At 76.7% G+C, this 14,823-nt stretch carries 12 protein-coding genes; 4 read left to right on the plus strand and 8 right to left on the minus strand.

The window, feature by feature from the left end; all coding sequences use genetic code 11:
• Window positions 1–68 precede the first annotated feature (68 nt).
• Window positions 69–236, minus strand: coding sequence for a hypothetical protein (locus ACFVVL_RS25935; RefSeq protein WP_380297847.1), 168 nt, complete (start codon window positions 234–236; stop codon window positions 69–71).
• 13 nt (window positions 237–249) lie between these two features.
• On the opposite strand from ACFVVL_RS25935, the gene ACFVVL_RS25940 reads away from it, so the two are divergent.
• Window positions 250–1,170 (plus strand): hypothetical protein, encoded by a 921-nt coding sequence (locus tag ACFVVL_RS25940; protein ID WP_387679142.1) that lies wholly within the window; start codon window positions 250–252, stop codon window positions 1,168–1,170.
• Here ACFVVL_RS25940 and ACFVVL_RS25945 read toward each other — a convergent pair.
• On the minus strand, window positions 1,134–2,171 hold the full coding sequence (locus ACFVVL_RS25945; protein ID WP_387679144.1) for an LLM class flavin-dependent oxidoreductase: 1,038 nt from the start codon (window positions 2,169–2,171) through the stop codon (window positions 1,134–1,136). The genes ACFVVL_RS25940 and ACFVVL_RS25945 overlap by 37 nt on opposite strands.
• 64 nt (window positions 2,172–2,235) lie before the next feature.
• Here ACFVVL_RS25945 and ACFVVL_RS25950 point away from each other — a divergent pair, with 64 nt between their 5' ends.
• On the plus strand, window positions 2,236–2,820 hold the full coding sequence (locus ACFVVL_RS25950; protein WP_380297843.1) for a GNAT family N-acetyltransferase: 585 nt from the start codon (window positions 2,236–2,238) through the stop codon (window positions 2,818–2,820).
• 96 nt (window positions 2,821–2,916) lie between these two features.
• On the opposite strand, the gene ACFVVL_RS25955 is transcribed toward ACFVVL_RS25950, so the two are convergent.
• Both ACFVVL_RS25955 and ACFVVL_RS25960 read right to left on the minus strand, forming a co-directional pair.
• Window positions 2,917–3,870 (minus strand): GlxA family transcriptional regulator, encoded by a 954-nt coding sequence (locus tag ACFVVL_RS25955; RefSeq protein ID WP_387679149.1) that lies wholly within the window; start codon window positions 3,868–3,870, stop codon window positions 2,917–2,919.
• A 124-nt stretch (window positions 3,871–3,994) separates the two neighbouring features.
• On the minus strand, window positions 3,995–4,822 hold the full coding sequence (locus tag ACFVVL_RS25960) for a S1 family peptidase (RefSeq protein WP_387679152.1): 828 nt from the start codon (window positions 4,820–4,822) through the stop codon (window positions 3,995–3,997).
• 160 nt (window positions 4,823–4,982) lie between these two features.
• Between ACFVVL_RS25960 and ACFVVL_RS25965 the strand changes: the two genes are divergently transcribed.
• Window positions 4,983–6,008: a GlxA family transcriptional regulator gene (locus tag ACFVVL_RS25965; protein ID WP_387679154.1), complete on the plus strand. Its 1,026-nt coding sequence runs from the start codon at window positions 4,983–4,985 to the stop codon at window positions 6,006–6,008.
• A gap of 73 nt (window positions 6,009–6,081) precedes the next feature.
• Here the strand turns inward: ACFVVL_RS25965 and ACFVVL_RS25970 are convergent, their stop codons facing one another.
• The 4 genes from ACFVVL_RS25970 to ACFVVL_RS25985 all read right to left on the minus strand — a co-directional run bounded on the left by ACFVVL_RS25970 (window position 6,082) and on the right by ACFVVL_RS25985 (window position 9,720).
• Complete coding sequence (locus tag ACFVVL_RS25970; RefSeq protein WP_387679156.1) at window positions 6,082–7,149, minus strand: phosphatidylinositol-specific phospholipase C domain-containing protein; 1,068 nt, start codon at window positions 7,147–7,149, stop codon at window positions 6,082–6,084.
• A 191-nt stretch (window positions 7,150–7,340) separates the two neighbouring features.
• Window positions 7,341–8,366, minus strand: a complete 1,026-nt coding sequence (locus ACFVVL_RS25975; RefSeq protein WP_387679159.1) for a glutaminase — start codon at window positions 8,364–8,366, stop codon at window positions 7,341–7,343.
• 112 nt (window positions 8,367–8,478) lie between these two features.
• A complete protein-coding gene (locus ACFVVL_RS25980) occupies window positions 8,479–9,525 on the minus strand; it encodes a cytochrome P450 (protein WP_387679162.1) in 1,047 nt (348 codons plus the stop codon).
• A gap of 117 nt (window positions 9,526–9,642) precedes the next feature.
• Complete coding sequence (locus tag ACFVVL_RS25985; RefSeq protein ID WP_350540985.1) at window positions 9,643–9,720, minus strand: tryptorubin family RiPP precursor; 78 nt, start codon at window positions 9,718–9,720, stop codon at window positions 9,643–9,645.
• 527 nt (window positions 9,721–10,247) lie between these two features.
• Between ACFVVL_RS25985 and ACFVVL_RS25990 the strand changes: the two genes are divergently transcribed.
• The gene (locus tag ACFVVL_RS25990) at window positions 10,248–14,207 is read left to right on the plus strand and encodes a tetratricopeptide repeat protein (RefSeq protein ID WP_387679165.1); all 3,960 of its coding nucleotides are present in this window, start codon (window positions 10,248–10,250) and stop codon (window positions 14,205–14,207) included.
• Window positions 14,208–14,823: the final 616 nt, after the last annotated feature.

Below are 14,823 nucleotides of genomic sequence, written 5' to 3' on the forward strand. Positions count from 1 at the left end.
ATCCCCCCCCGCGGGGGGGCCGGCCCGGGTGTGCCCGGCTCCCGCCCGACGCGTGTGCGTCCGCCGGTTCAGCGGCGGCCGAAGAGCTTCGCGAAGAAGCCGCCGCCCTTCTGCGCCTCGCGGTCGCAGTCGCAGCGGGCGGCCTTGGGCACGCCGGCCAGCACCTGGTCGACGTGCATGCCGCACCCCGCGTAGGTGGCCTTGCCGCAGCTCCGGCACGTCGTACGTCGACACATCGCGGGACTCCTCATGTCCGGGGAAGGCGAGGGTTGCTCCCTCACCTCCACTATACCGGTGGGGGTATTTTTCCCGGCGAAACGACCAGCCTCGACCCGGACGGCCACCGGCCCCCGGCGGAGAACCGGAGCCGCCACCCACGCGGCGGACCTGCGGCAGCTGCTCCTCCCCGCGCCGCTGGAGGCCGGCGGCGCGCCCACCCCCGCCGCCCGCCCGACGCCGGGTGCGGGTCCGAACCCGGCCGGCGCCCTCGCCGAGCGGGTCGGCTGCGTGGGCGGGGCCGACGACCAGGAGGACCCGGCGCGGCTGCGCTCGCTCCTGCTCCAGGACGCCTGCCGCACCGCCACCGTCCGGGAGCGGACCGCCTCCGACGGCACCCGCACCCGGATCCAGTGGCTCGCCTTCGGCTCGCACCAGGAGGCGCGGCCCGTGTTCTCCGGATTCCGCGACAACGGCGATCCGAAGGACGGCCACGGCCTCCGGCCGCTCACGCCCCCGGGCTGGGGCGCGCCCACCGCCGTCGGCCTCGCGGTCCGGGAGGCTCCGGCCGGCGGCCCCGGCACCGCGTCGCCCTACCGGCCGGCTTACCTGGACCCCGGCGACCTGGCGGGCGTCGTCGCCATGACCAACCCGGGCGGTGTTCCCGCTGCCGCGTTCCGGCGGGTGGTCACCCTCCGGTCGGACCAGATCGCCCGAGCCGGCGTCACCGCCCCTCCGCCGGGCCGGATCCGGCGCAGCACCCCGAGCAGTGCGGCGGGGTCGGCGGGCGGGTTCGCGGGGTGCCGGGCCGGGTGCCCGTCCGGGCGCACCGTGGGGCGCCGGTGGCGGGGGGCCGGACAGTCGCGTCCACGCGGCCGCGACGCCCGGGTGCGGGTCCCCCGCGGGCCGGGCCGGTGTCAGCGCAGGCCGGCGGCCTCGGCGAGCAGGCGGTAGGAGTCCAGCAGCTCCGTCCGGTCGTAGGTGCTGGTGGTCAGCAGGAACTCGTCGGCGCCGGTGCGCTCCATGAGCGCCGCGAGCTCGGCGACGGCGTGCCCGGGGGTGCCCGCGAGGTGGCCGGTGAGGGCCTGCTCGAACGCGGCGCGCTCACGCGGGGTCATCGGCCGGGCCAGGATCTCCTCGGCGGGTTCGAGCGGGGAGAACTCCCCGTGGGTCCGGCTGTGGGCGGCCGACCAGGCCTCCGGGACGAGCAGCGCCCGGGCCCGTTCCTCGCTCGGCGCGACGGCGACGGTCCCGGAGACGATCACATAGGGCCGCTCGGCCCGTGCGGAGGGGCGGAAGCGCTCCCGGTAGCGGTCGATCGCCGCCAGCATCGCCTCCTCGCCGCGCACCGCCGCGATCACCAGCGGCAGCCCCGCCTCGGCGGCGACGTCCGCGCCCGCGCCGGTGGCCAGCACGAACGCGGGGACGTCCAGGCCCTCGGCGGGGCGGGCGTGCACACCCCCGGGGCCGCGCGCGGCGGGGTCGAACCAGGAGAGCAGTTCGGCGAGCTGCCCGGGGAAGCGGTCCGCGGCGTCCTTCTCCCGCCCGAGCGCCCGGCGCACGCCGTCGGTGAAGCCCACCGACCGGCCCAGGCCCATGTCGATCCGGCCCGGGAACAGTGCCGCGAGGACGCCGAACTGCTCGGCGACCACCAGAGGCTGGTGGTTGGGGAGCATCACCCCGCCGGTGCCCACCCGGATCCGGGAGGTCGCGGCGGCCACGGCGGCGGCCAGCACCGTCGGCGCCGAGCCGGCGACCCCCGGCACGCCGTGGTGCTCGGAGACCCAGAACCGGTGGTAGCCGAGCCGTTCGGCCTCCACCGCGAAGGCGACGGTGTCGCGCAGCGCCCGGGCGGGCTCCTCCCCCCGGCGGGTGCGGGAGCGGTCCAGGACGGAGAGGCGGAGGGCGGGCGCGGCGGTCACCTCGGTGCCAACGGCCGCCCGCGCCGCCGTCATTCCCCGGGCGGGCGGCGCGGAAATCCGATTGCGGGCGCCGCCGGCCCGCTGTTAACAATGTGACATGCTACAAAGCTCCCGCATCATCCTGCGCGCCCGTCACGACGACGACGTCCCGGTGCTCCACTCCGAGCTCTACGACGACGTCGCCACCCGTTCCCGGGCCGACTCCCGCCCCTGGCGGCCGATCCCGCCCGGCTCCCCGCAGTCCCCGTTCGTCGTGGGGGCGGGCGACGACGAAGCCGCCTGCTTCTCGGTGGTGGACCGGCCGTCGGGCGAACTGGCCGGGGAGGCGCTGCTCTGGGGCATCGACGCCCACCAGCGGCGCGCCCACCTCGGCCTGGCGCTGCGGCCGGGGTTCCGCGGGCGCGGGCTGTCCGGCGACATCGTGCGGCTGCTCTGCCACTACGGCTTCACGGTGCGCGGGTTGCACCGGCTGCAGGTCGAAACGGCGGCCGGCAACCTGCCGATGGTCAAGGCCGCGACGGGGGCCGGGTTCGTGGTGGAGGGAACGCTGCGCCGGGCCGCCTGGGTGTACGGGGCGTTCGAGGACGAGCTCGTGCTGGGGCTGCTGGCCTCGGAGTGGAACGGACAGCCGCGGCCCGCCGATGCCACCGAGCGTTCCGCCGGGCTGACGACGGGGGTCTGAAGCCGCACCCGGGGCCACGCAACGACCGGGCCCCGGAGCAACCGGGCGGCGGGCGGAGGCGCGGCGTCAGCCCCGGCGGCGTCAGCCCCGGCGGCGTCAGCCCCGGCGATGGCGGGCGCGGTAGGCGCGCGGGGTGGTGCCGGTGAGGCGGGCGAAGTGCGGGCGCAGGGTGGCGGAGGAGCCGAAGCCGGTCCGGGCGGCGATCGCCTCCACCGGGTCGTCGGTGCGTTCGAGCAGGTCGCGGACCCGCTGGAGGCGCAGGCCGAGCAGGTAGCGCGGGGCACTGAGACCGGTGCGGGCGAGGAAGCGCCGGTTGAGGCTGCTGACGCTGACGCCGGCGTGGGCGGCGATGCGGGCGGGGGTGAGCGGCAGGTGCAGGCTGGTCTCCAGCCACTGGAGGGTCGCGTCGAGGCCGCCGCTGTCGGCGAGGGTGCGGTCGATGGTCTCGGCCACCCGTTCGGCGTGGACCGTCAGGGGGCTGAGCAGCTCCCGGCGGGTCCGGTCCGTGATCCGCTCGCCGTGGTCCTCCGCCAGCAGGCCGAGGCAGATGTCCAGGCCGCCGAACATCCCGCCGGAGGTTCGGAACGGGCCGTCGGCGACCAGCGTGCCGCCGGGGTCGACCGCCACGCGGGGGTGCCGCCGGGCGAGCTCCCCGGTGTGGCGCCAGGCGGTGGTCGCACGCCGGCCGTCCAGCAGGCCGGTGGCGGCGAGGGTGAGGACCCCGGTGCCGGAGGCACCGATCCGCGCACCGCGGGCGGCGGCCGCGCGGAGCGTGCCGAGCAGCGCCGGCGCCGGGTCCGCGCCGTCGTCGCGGTGGGCGGGCAGCAGCAGGACGTCCGCCTCGGCGGCGTCGGCGAGTCCGTACGGGAGCACGGCCTCGGCCGGGGCGGGCGGGCCGAGCCGGACGGTGCCGGGCCCGCCGACCGCGCAGAGCCGGACGTCGTAGGCGACACCGGGGTGCTCACGGGCGGCGGTGCCGAAGACGAGTCCGGGGGTGGTGAGGTGGTGGCCGGGCAGGCCGTCGAGCGCGAGGACGGCGATCACGGGCATGGCGGCAGGGTAGGCCCTCGTCGGGAGCGGAGGCGTGGGGGGGGGGCAGGAGGGGCGGGGGCCCGGCGCACTCCCACGGGGACGCGCCGGGCCGGCCTGGTGGAGGGTCGGTCGCCGTGGCGGGTCAGTCGCCGTAGGCCCGCAGCGTGGCCCGGATCCAGTCCGCGTAGGCGGGCACGCTGCTGTAGAGCCCGGGGCCGGTGGAGCAGGTCGGGTCGCTGTCGCCGTCCCCGGAGGTGGTGCCGACCAGTTCCCAGCGGCCGCCCCGGCCGCGCTGGATCTGCGGGCCGCCGGAGTCACCGATGCAGGCCATCGCGCCGGGCACCCGGCTCACCGTGCAGAGCCTGGTCAGCCCGGCGCGGCCCGGCGCGCACTCGTCGACGGCGCCGATGCGGGTGTCCAGCTGCCGCAGACGGCCGGCGAAGGCGGCCCGGGTGATGTCGGTGGTGTCGGCGGTGGTGCCGAACCCCAGCAGCCGGGTCGGCGTCCCCGGGGCGCCGGCCCGGTCGGCGATCGGGATCGGGGTCTGCGGCGCGGCGCGGTCGAGGCGGACCAGGGCGAGGTCGTCCCGGTTCGCGCCGGCCGCCGCGCCCAGGGTGTAGCCGGGGTGGGTGACGGTCCGTTCGATGCCGCGCACGGTGCCGCCCCCGGTGCGCCGGTCGGAGGCGATGCGCACGATGCCGTCGGGGCGCACCAGCGAGGTGTCCACGCAGTGGGCGGCGGTGAGCACCCAGCGGGGGTGGATCAGGGACGCGCCGCACACGCCGTCGTCGAAGCCGATCTCGGGCACGGTCATCGGGATCGAGGCCATGAAGGGGTAGCGCTCGGTGGCCGCCCGGCCGTTGACGATCGCCCCGGCGGGTCCGGTCAGGGTCGCGACGCAGGCCGCGGCGGCGAGGGCGACGGTGGCGGCGCGGGCCGCGCGGCGGGACCGGGAGGCGTTTCGGAACATGGGCGTCTCCGTTCGTTCGAGGGCGTGCGCGGGCACGCCGGAGTGTCGGGAACCGATCGCCCGGAGGGCCGGTGACCTGCGGCGTCGGTGCGTCCCATCCTTCGCGCCGGGCCCCGGGGCCGACAGCGGCGGCGAGGTCACCCTGGGCTAAATTCTGGACATGCCTGTGATCGCCGTGGTGCTGCTCGACGGGGTGCCGGGGCATCACGTCACGACGCCGGCCGTCTGCTTCGGCACGGCCGACCGCTGCCACCCGCGGGTCTCGTACGAGGTGCGGCTCTGCGCCGCGCCCGGGTTCCGGTCGACCGGCGGACCCGCGGCCTTCGGTCTGGCGGCACCGTGGGGGCTGGACGGCCTGGCGGAGCTGACGGAGGCCGACACCGTGCTGGTGCCGGGGCAGGCCGTCCGGCCCGGCGACCCGCCACCGGAGGTGGTCGGGGCCCTGCGGGCGGCGGCCGCCCGGGGCTGCCGGATCGGGGCGTTCGGCAGCGGGACGTTCACCCTGGCCGCGACCGGGCTGCTGGACGGCCGCCGGGCCTCCACCGCGCGCGGGCTCGCCGCCGAACTGGCGCGGCGCCACCCCCGGACCGAGGTGGACCCGGACGGGGCGGTGGTGGCGGACGGCCCGTTCCACACCGCCGCCGGGGTCCTGGGCGGGGTCGACCTCTGCCTGCGGCTGATCACCGTGGACCACGGGGTGGCGGTGGCCGTCGAGACGGAGCGGCAGGTGTTCCTGGAGCTGTACGCGGAGGACGCCGAGGCACCGGGCGGGCCGGTCGGGCCGAGCGGTGCGCCGGGCGGGCCGGTCGGTGCCTCGCCGGTCGGCGACGGCCTCGGGCCCACGCTCGGCTGGCTGGAGGCGCGGCTCGACCGCCCGCTGACGCTGGAGGACATCGCCGGCCACGCCGGCCTCACCGTCCGGGCCCTGAGCCGCCGGTTCCGGGCCGAGACCGGGTTGCCGCCCCTGCAGTACCTGCTGCGGGTGCGGATCCAGCGGGCGCAGCGGCTGCTGGAGCGCGGGGACGAGCCGGTGGCGCGGATCGCCGCCCGGACCGGCCTGGGCACACCGGCCAACCTCCGCCACCACTTCCAGCGGCACACCGGCACCACGCCGAGCATCTACCGGGCGGCGTTCCGCTCGCTGGTCGCCTCGCTGGCCGGGTCCGGGGACGCCCCGGCGGGCTGACCCCCGCCGCCGGGACGCCGCCCGGACCCGGGCGGGCGTCCCGGGTCCGGGGAAAGCGGGTGGTGGGCCGGGGTCAGCCGCGCGGGAGGACGAGCGACTGGACGGCGGGGAGCTTGCGCCAGTCGCTGGAGACGATGGTCGCGTGGGCGCGGGCGAGCTGTTCGGTGCGGGTGCGGGCCTGGTCGGCGGTGGGGTCGGTGTTGCTGATGGCGGGCGCGACGTTGTGGGCGTCCGTCATCGTCAGCAGGTAGTGGTTGGTGTCGTACCAGGTGGTGTCGATGCCGTTCACATAGGTGGCGGCGTCGCCGTCGAAGACGACGAACCACGGGCGGATCGAGGTCTCGCCGTACCGGGCGCGCGGGTCGCCGGCCGCCGCGCCGAGCGCGGTCGGGAACATCCGGGCCTCGCCGATCCGGCCGGCCGCGGCCAGGTCGCGCAGGTACCGGCCGTACTCGACGTCGGTGTGCAGGGTGTCGAACGGGTTGTCCAGTTCGACGGTGCCGGGGATGACGTACACCAGGGCGCGGCCGGCGAGCGCCGACCTGGTGGGCCAGTTGCCGGCCCGGGCGGCGTCGTCCAGGGTCGGGTGGGCGCCGCCGCCCGGCTTGGCGAGCAGATCGGCCGGGCGCAGCGCCGTGGAGCCGAGGTGGGCGGCGATCAGCGCGTCGAGCTGGGCGGGGCCCATGCCGAGGTTCCCGGAGAAGCCCGGCTTGAGCTCCAGCTTGATCACCAGCGGACCGGCGGCGGGGTGGGCCCCGAGCCAGATCCGCACGTCGTCCAGACAGGTCTCCAGGTTCTTGTTGCCGCCACCGGAGTAGAGCTGGGCGGCCGTGGTGGCGCTGACGCAGTTGTTGGCGTTGCCCAGCGGGTTGGAGTGGCTGACCTTCCACTCCTTGGTGACGACGTTCGGCCAGGCGTCCAGCTCGATCATGCCGGTGCCGGTGTCCAGGCCCTGGGCGAGGTAGCCGAAGGCGGCCGGGTCGTAGGTGTTGTGCAGGCCGACGGTGGTCGTGGCGGCGAACGGGAGCTCGCCCGGGGCGCTGCCGGCGGCCTGCGCGCTGCTGCCGACGGGCAGGACGGCGGCGGTCGCGGCGAGCAGCCCGGCGGTGAGGGTGCCGATGAGGGTGCGGCGGACGGTCACGGTGTCAGTCCCTTGTCAGTGCGCCTGCTGGCCGGCGCGCCTTCGGCGGTGGCCACCGCCGGTGCCGAGCATGACCCGGCCGGTCGTCGACCCGGTGAAGAGGGCATAACAACTTCGTGACCGTCAGCTTCCGGTCCGTCACCAGCCGGAGCCGTCCGGGTTCCGACGGCGCCCCGGCGGCCCGGCGGCCGTCAGAACACGGACCAGCCGGTGGCCGTCGTCAGGGCGTCCAGGGCGGCGACGCCGAGCACCGAGTTGCCGGCCGCGTCCAGGCCGGGGCTCCAGGTGCAGACCGTGCCCCGGCCGGGCAGGACGGCGAGCACGCCGCCGCCCACGCCGCTCTTGCCGGGCAGGCCCACCCGGTAGGCGAACTCACCGGCCGCGTCGTAGGTGCCGCAGGTCAGCAGCACGGCGTTGATCCGCTTGGCCTCGCTGCGCGTCAGCAGCCGCGAGCCGTCGGCGCGCACGCCGTGGCGGGCGAGGAAGAGGCCCGCGAGCGCCAGGTCGCGGCAGTCGGCCTCGATCGCGCAGTGGGCGTAGTAGTGGGCGAGCACGTCCTCGACCGGATTGCGCAGGTTCCCGTAGCCGGCCATGAAGTGCGCCATGGCGGCGTTGCGGTGGCCGTGCTCGGCCTCGGAGGCGGCCACCGAGCGGTTGACGTCGACGGCCCGGTCGCCGGACTCCGCGCGCAGGAGCTCAAGGACGGCGCCGGCCGCGTCACCGGTGAGCTCCAGCAGGCGGTCGGTCACCACGAGGGCACCGGCGTTGATGAAGGGGTTGCGCGGGATGCCGTGCTCGGACTCCAGCTGGACGAGCGAGTTGAACGGGTTGCCGGAGGGCTCGCGGCCGACGCCGGTCCACAGGCCGTCGCCGCCCTCGGCGAGCGCCAGGGCGAGGGTGAACAGCTTGGACACCGACTGCACGGAGAACGGCTGCCGCCAGTCCCCCGCGCCGAAGACCCGGCCGTCGAGGGTGGCGATCGCCATGCCGAACGCCGCCGGGTCGGCCTCGGCGAGGGCGGGGATGTAGTCGGCGACCCGGCCGCGCAGGGGCGAGCGCACCGCCGCCGCCATGGCGTCGTGCACCAGGGCCTGGAGCTCCTCGTCGGTGTCGTTCGTGCCGGGCGTGCCGGGCGTGCTGTTCATGCCGGGCGTGCTGTTCGTGCCGGGCGTGCTGTTCGTGCTGTTCGTGCCGCTCGTACCGTTCGCGTCGTTCACCGCGCCATTGTCGTCGCCGCGGGCCGGCGCGCCGCGGGCGGGGGCGAGGCCGGGGGTGTCGCGCCGGGGCGTCGGCCCGGGCCGGGCACCGGCGCGCCGCCCGCACGGGCCGTCAGCGGCGGACCATGCGCACGCCCGAGACCTCCAGCAGGCCGTCGAGCTCCACCCGGCCGACCCGCTGCTCCGGGCTGACCACCAGGCCGTCGCGGCGGACGACGTCGAGGATCCGCTCGGCCAGCGGCATCACCATGTGGCGCCCCCAGCAGCGTTCGTTGGCGTGCCCGAACGGCAGGTAACCGGGCTGGGTGTCGGGGTCGAGGTCCTTCCAGCGCTCCGGGCGGAAGGCCTCCGGGTCGTCCCAGAGCCGGGGGTCGCGGTGGCTCAGCAGCGGGAGCATCAGGATGTCGTCCTGGCCGCCGATCCGGCCGTCGACCTCGCCGAACTCCGGGGAGGCGACCCGCAGGATGTTCCAGGAGGGCGGCAGCAGCCGCAGCGCCTCCAGCAGCACGTCCCGGTTGGGCACGTCGTCGTCGAAGGGTGCCCCCAGCCAGACCGCGTTGGTCACCAGTGCGGCCACGGTGAAGCAGATCGGTGCCGCCACCCGCCGGTAGAGGTACATCGCGTAGCGACGGTCGTCGTACGTCTCGGCGTCCAGCACCCGGGCCGCCAGATTCGACAGCGGGATTTCGGTGCCCGGTTTTCCGAGCATCGCCGTTCCGGCCGCGACGGCCATCCAGGTCAATTTCGGGGTGAGTTCCAGGCGACGGTCGACGAGGACCCGGAACCGGAAACTCTCCCGCCCGAAGACGAGGTCCCGGAGATAGACGTGCGGGGTGTGCGGCCATTTCCCGGAGAGGTCCGTCCGCTCGCCCGGCGGCTTCTTCAGCGCGGCCCGGACGTCGGCGGAGACGGCCTGCATGAGCGCGGCCGCGTCGGCCCGGGTGACCTGCCGCCCCTGCACGGGTTTGAAGGTCGGGCGCTCCTCCGCGTTGGCCGGCCTGCTGCGCAGCAGCCCGTCCATGAGGTCGACGCCGGCGACCCCGACGGTGTCCGCCTCCAGGCGGAACAGGTCCTGACCTCGGTACCTGCGCAGGAGCTCCTCGATCCGCGGCGCGAAGAGGGTGACGCGGGCGCTCCGGCCGGTGCTGGACATAGCCATCCGTGACTCCAAGGGTGAGCGGCTGTGGGCGGCCGGCTCGCGGTGAGCGGCCCGTGCCCGGCGAGTGCGGGTGGCACTCGCCGGGCACGCGTCCGACAGCGGAAGAACCGCCGGGAATTAGATCCAGCCGTACCAGGCGTAGGCCTTCAGGCTCTTCTCCGGCATGACCTTCTTCACGAAGTGAACGAGCTTCATGACAGCACCTCCATCTGAACGGGGAACGATGACGAACCACTTTTCGGCGGACGGCCCGCGAACCGCGGACTCCGGGGTGGGCCCGACGGAATTCCGCACTTCGCTTTCCGCCGCCGGGAAAAAGTGAATCCCAGCCCGAAAACACGGTCAAGTGACGCAGCTCACCCACGGGATCACCGGCCCGGAAGGTTTGGCGCCCCCTCGGCCGGCCCGGACACCCTTGACGCGAGCGCGACAGCGCTGGTCAACGGCAGGGTCCGCCGGTGGCGAGAAGGTGAACGGGGCGTTCCGCCCGACGGGCCGGGCGGGGGCGGACGAGGACCGACGGAACGTTCGGTCTGCCCCTTGGGGCAGGCCGGCTGCCCCTTCCGTTTCGCTCCCCGGTCCGCGAGCCTTTGACGGATCGTTACCGCGACTTCGCACCCGGGCGTCCGTTGCCCGTGGCGACGCCGCTACCCTGTGCTCCGCAGCGGAACGGCCGACCGGCCGCCAAGCACTCGCTGGGGGCGATTGTGGTCGAACGTCTGGTGCTGGATCTCCACGCCGACGGCCGGATGTCCGTGACGGAGTGGCCGCCGGGCGACGAGGTCCCGGCGCCCGCCGTCGACGCCGGATGGCTGCACCGACCCCTGGGCGACCCGGCCCTGGAGGGCCTGCGCTGGTACCTGGAGGACTACCTCCGGACGCCGTTCGGGGCCTACGGCGAGCGGGGCCCGCACACCGCCCGTCAGCTCCCCGGCTGGGGCGCCCGGATGTTCTCCGCGCTGTTCGGGAGCGGCCCCGGCCGGGACGCCTATCTGCGGAGCCGGGCGCGGGCCCGGGCCCGCGGCGCCGCGCTGGAGGTCGTGCTGCGCTCGGACTCCGCACCGCTGCTCGCCCTGCCCTGGGAGCTGATGGCGGACCCGGACCGCCCGTTCCCCCCTGCCCCCGGCGACATGACGGTCACCCGGAGCCCTGCGGCGGCCGACCCCCGCGACACGGTCACCGTCGCGGGCGGTTCACTCCTTCGGGTGCTGTTGGTGGTCACCCGGCCGGACGGCCCCGGCGACCCCGGGGCCACCACCGTCCCCCTGCTGCGGCGGCTCGGGGCGCCGGGCGGCGCGGTCGAGCTCCGGGTGCTGCGCCCGCCGACCCTCGCCGGGCTCGGCGAGACGCTGCGGGCGGCCCGTGAGGAGGGCCGGCCGTTCCGGATCGTGCACTTCGACGGCGCCGGCGTCCTCCCCGGCTCCGAGGCCGCGGCACGGGCCGGAGCGCGATCCGGGGAACGGTCCGGGGAACGGTCCGACGCCGGGACGTGGTCCGAGGCCGACGGCGCGCTGACGTTCGAGAGCGCGGGCGGGGGCACCGAGCCGGTGCCGGTCCGGCGCGTCGCCCGGCTGCTGGCCTCCGCCGACGTCCCGCTGGTGGTCCTGGGCACCCGGCGGTCGGGCAGCCCGGCCGGGCAGTCCGAGGCCGCCGCGGCCGGCCGGCTGCTCCAGGAGGGCGCCGCCGCGGTGCTCGCGCTGCCGTACGGCCTCGACGCGACGGCCACCGCCGAGTTCCTGACGGCCGTCCACACCCGGCTGGCGTCCGGCGTCCCGCTCACCCGGGCGGTCGCGGACGGCCGCCGGCACCTCGCCGAACAGGACCGGCGCCCCTCCCCCAGGGGCCCGCTGCCGCTGGCCGACTGGACGGTCCCGGCCCTCCACCGCCGGAGCGAGGTGGTCTTCCCCGGGCCACGGGCCGAAGGGGCCGGGCCGCAGCCCGTGCTGTCCGGCGACGTGCCCGGACCCGGCACCGCCGCACCCGGGTCCGCCCCGGACCACGCGGAGGGCCTCGCCGCCGTCGGGGAGTTCACCGGACGCGACGGCCTGCTGCTGCGGCTGGACGCGGCGGCCCGGCGCCACCGCGTGATCGTCCTCCACGGCCCCGCCGGCATCGGGAAGACGGAACTGGCGAAGGCCTTCGGCCGCTGGTGCCGGGACACCGGCGCGGTGGACGGGCCGGAGGCGGTGCTCCTGCACTCCTTCGCCCCGGGGGTCGCGTCGTTCGGCCTGGCCGGGGTGATCGACCGGATCGGCCGCCGGCTGTTCACCCCCGAGGAGTTCGACCCGCTGGCACCGGCCGAACGCCGGAAGGCCGTCGAGGAGGCACTCGACACCGGCGACGTGCTGCTGATCTGGGACGGCGTCGAGGCGCTGCACGCGCGGCACGACCCGGCCGGCGGCGCGCCGGCCCCGAGCGAGGAGGACCGCGCCGAGCTCAAGGCCTTCCTCGAACGCGCGGCCCGGCGCGGACGCGGCACGGTCGTCCTCACCAGCCGGACCCCGGAGGACTGGCTGGGCCCCGGACCGCTGCGGATCGAGGTGCCGGGCCTGGAGCCGGACGAGGCCGTCGGGTACGCCGACCACCTGCTCGCCGACGACCCCGACACCGTCCGCAAACGCGGGCTGCGGGTCTTCGGCCAGCTGCTGGAGTGGCTGGACGGGCACCCGCTGCGCATGCGGCTCGTCCTGTCCTCGCTCGGAAGCCACGAGCCCTGGCACACCCTGGACACCCTGGCGCGCGCCGTGGCCGCCTCGGCCTCCTCGGCCGGGGGCCCGCCGGGCGAGGAGCGGGAGGCCGGGGAGCGGGAGGCAGTCGAGGAGCGGGAGGCCGGGGACGCCGCGCTCGCCGTGTGCGCCGCCTACGCCCTGGACCGGCTCCCCGCCGCCGACCGGCAGGCTCTGGCGGCCGTCACGCTCTGCCACGGGACCGCCGACGCCACGGTCCTCGCACTGCTCTCCCGCCAGCCGCTCGCGCCCGAACGCTTCCGGAACCGCGGCACCGAGGACTGGCAGCGGCTGCTGGAACGAGCGGCCGGGCTCGGCCTGCTCACCGGCTCGCACGGCACCGCCTTCGGCGTCCACCCGGCGGTCGCGGCCGTCCTCACCGCCCGGTGGCGCGCCGCGGAGCCCGCGTTCGCCGAGCAGCACGCGGCCGCGGAGCAGGCCCTGCTCGGCGCCCAGGTCAACTTCTGCCTGCTGCTCAGCCGTGAACTGCTGGGCGGGAGCAGCGCGTTCGCCCTGACCGCGCTCGACCTCCAGCGGCGGACCATCGGCGCCCTGCTCGGCCGGGCCGTCGGGGACGGCCGGTGGCTGCAGGCCCGGGCACTCGTCCGGCCGCTGCCCGCCTACTGGAGCGCCCACGGGCTGGACGCCGAGGCACGCGGCTGGACCGACCTGGTGCGCAGCGCCCTGGAGACGGGCCCCGACGGCCCTCCGCCGGCCGACACCCCGGCCGGCGCGCTCTGGCTGTCCGTCGTCGGCGCCGACGCCCGGCGCCTGGTCCGGGCCGGCCGGACGGAGGAGGCCGAACGCGCCTTCCGGGAGATCCACCAGGCCGTCGACCGGCGGCCGCCGGACCCCGACCAGCTCGACGACCTCGCGGACGGCTACCAGCAGCTCGGCCGGATCGCCGTGGACCGCGGCGAGTTCGACGACGCCGAGCAGTGGTACCTGCGCTCGCTCGCCGTGCTGGAACAGCTCGACGACGCCGACGGCGTCGCGCTCGGCCACCACCAGCTCGGAGTGATCGCCCACCGCCTCGGCCGGCCCGCCGACGCCGAACGGCGCACCCGGCAGGCCCTCGACGCCTTCGAGCGCCTGGGCGAGTCGCAGCGGGCGGCGGCCTGCCGGCACCAGCTCGGCGTGCTGGCCCAGGAACAGGGCCGCTTCGAGGAGGCCTACCTGTGGTTCGGGCGCGCCCTGGCCGCCGCCGACCGGCCCACCGACCTCCCCCTCGTCACGGACCTCCACCACCGGCTGGCCGCCGTCGCCGCCGAACTGGGCCGCCTCGCCGCGGCCGAGAAGTGGTGCACGGAGGCCCTGGCCCTCGCCGAGGAGGCGGGCAGCCTGCCGGACACCGCCCGCAGCTGCCACCAGCTCGGCGTGCTGGCGGCGGCCCAGGAGAGGTTCGAGCAGGCCGAGTCCTGGCACCGCAGGGCGCTGGGGATCCGCCAGGACCTCGGCGACCGGCCCGGTGCGGCCGCCAGCCAGCACCAGCTCGGCGTCGTCGCCGCCCACCGCGGCGACCTGGCCGGGGCGGAGGGCTGGTACGCCCGGGCGCTGGAGGTCCGGGAGGAGCTGGGCGACCAGGCCGGCGTCTCGGTCGGCTACCACCAGCTCGGCCTGGCCGCCCAGACCGGCGGCCGGGCGGCCGACGCCGAGGCCCGGTACCGCAAGGCCCTGGACGTCTCGCACCGGATCGGCGACACCCCGGGACTGGCGCGGACCTTCGGCCAGTTCGGCCTGTTCGCCGCCGAGCAGGGGCGCCCGCGCGAGGCGATGGAGTGGCTGGTCCGCAGCATCACCTGCTACGAGGAGTTCCCGCACCCCCTGACCTGGCCGAGCGTGGTCAACCTCGGCCTCCTCGCCCGTGACCTCGGCCCCCGCGCCGTCGAACGCGCCTGGCGCTCCGTCACCGGCCGGCGCCTCCCCGACGCCGTCCGCGACCACGTCGGCGGCTGACCGCCCCGGCCGCACCCGACCGGGGGCCGGTCGGGTGCGGCCGGGCCGTCCCCGACGACGTGGACCGCCCAGCGACCCTGGCGGCCGGCCGCCATCCGCCGGCGCACAGGCCCACCGGCCGCTCGCGCGTCGGGAGCAACCGGGCGAGCATGACTGACGCGCGTTCCCCGAACGCCCGGGCCCCGCGCCGACCAGCGACCCGCCGGCCGGACCGCGCGAGCCCCCGATCACCACCGGCCGGAACCCCGTGATCGGTAGCAGCCGTCCAGGGCCTCTCGACGACGCCCCGGCGACCGCCACCGCATGCCCCGCCGCCTGTGCGGTACCCGGCGACGCGACTCGCACGATCGCGGGAACCGCACCGGAGAGCGCGATGCCACCCGGCCGCGCCCGCCCGGACGCCGATCTCGCGTGATGACGGGCCAACTCCACAACCCACCCACCGGACACGAACGGACACGGCCGCCCCGCCGAGCCGTCACGCCAAACACCCCCCGGGGGGCGACGCCGCTAGCCGGCCACCCACCGAAGCGAGACGGCAAGGCCGCCCCCACGCCTCACCTGTCCCGTCAGGGGCCCTGGAGCGATCCCGCCCGGCCCTGCCGGCCGGGGAACT

The organism is Kitasatospora sp. NPDC058115 (assembly GCF_042884635.1).
Lineage (GTDB): Bacteria > Actinomycetota > Actinomycetes > Streptomycetales > Streptomycetaceae > Kitasatospora.

Bases quoted from the DNA above. Each gene is read 5' to 3' on its own strand.
- ACFVVL_RS25965 (WP_387679154.1), top strand. From the start codon at position 4,983: ATGCCTGTGATCGCCGTGGTGCTGCTCGACGGGGTGCCGGGGCATCAC.
- ACFVVL_RS25945 (WP_387679144.1), bottom strand. From the start codon at position 2,171: ATGACGGCGGCGCGGGCGGCCGTTGGCACCGAGGTGACCGCCGCGCCC.
- ACFVVL_RS25940 (WP_387679142.1), top strand. From the start codon at position 250: ATGTCCGGGGAAGGCGAGGGTTGCTCCCTCACCTCCACTATACCGGTG.
- ACFVVL_RS25960 (WP_387679152.1), bottom strand. From the start codon at position 4,822: ATGTTCCGAAACGCCTCCCGGTCCCGCCGCGCGGCCCGCGCCGCCACC.
- ACFVVL_RS25955 (WP_387679149.1), bottom strand. From the start codon at position 3,870: ATGCCCGTGATCGCCGTCCTCGCGCTCGACGGCCTGCCCGGCCACCAC.
- ACFVVL_RS25985 (WP_350540985.1), bottom strand. From the start codon at position 9,720: ATGAAGCTCGTTCACTTCGTGAAGAAGGTCATGCCGGAGAAGAGCCTG.
- ACFVVL_RS25950 (WP_380297843.1), top strand. From the start codon at position 2,236: ATGCTACAAAGCTCCCGCATCATCCTGCGCGCCCGTCACGACGACGAC.
- ACFVVL_RS25935 (WP_380297847.1), bottom strand. From the start codon at position 236: ATGTGTCGACGTACGACGTGCCGGAGCTGCGGCAAGGCCACCTACGCG.
- ACFVVL_RS25980 (WP_387679162.1), bottom strand. From the start codon at position 9,525: ATGGCTATGTCCAGCACCGGCCGGAGCGCCCGCGTCACCCTCTTCGCG.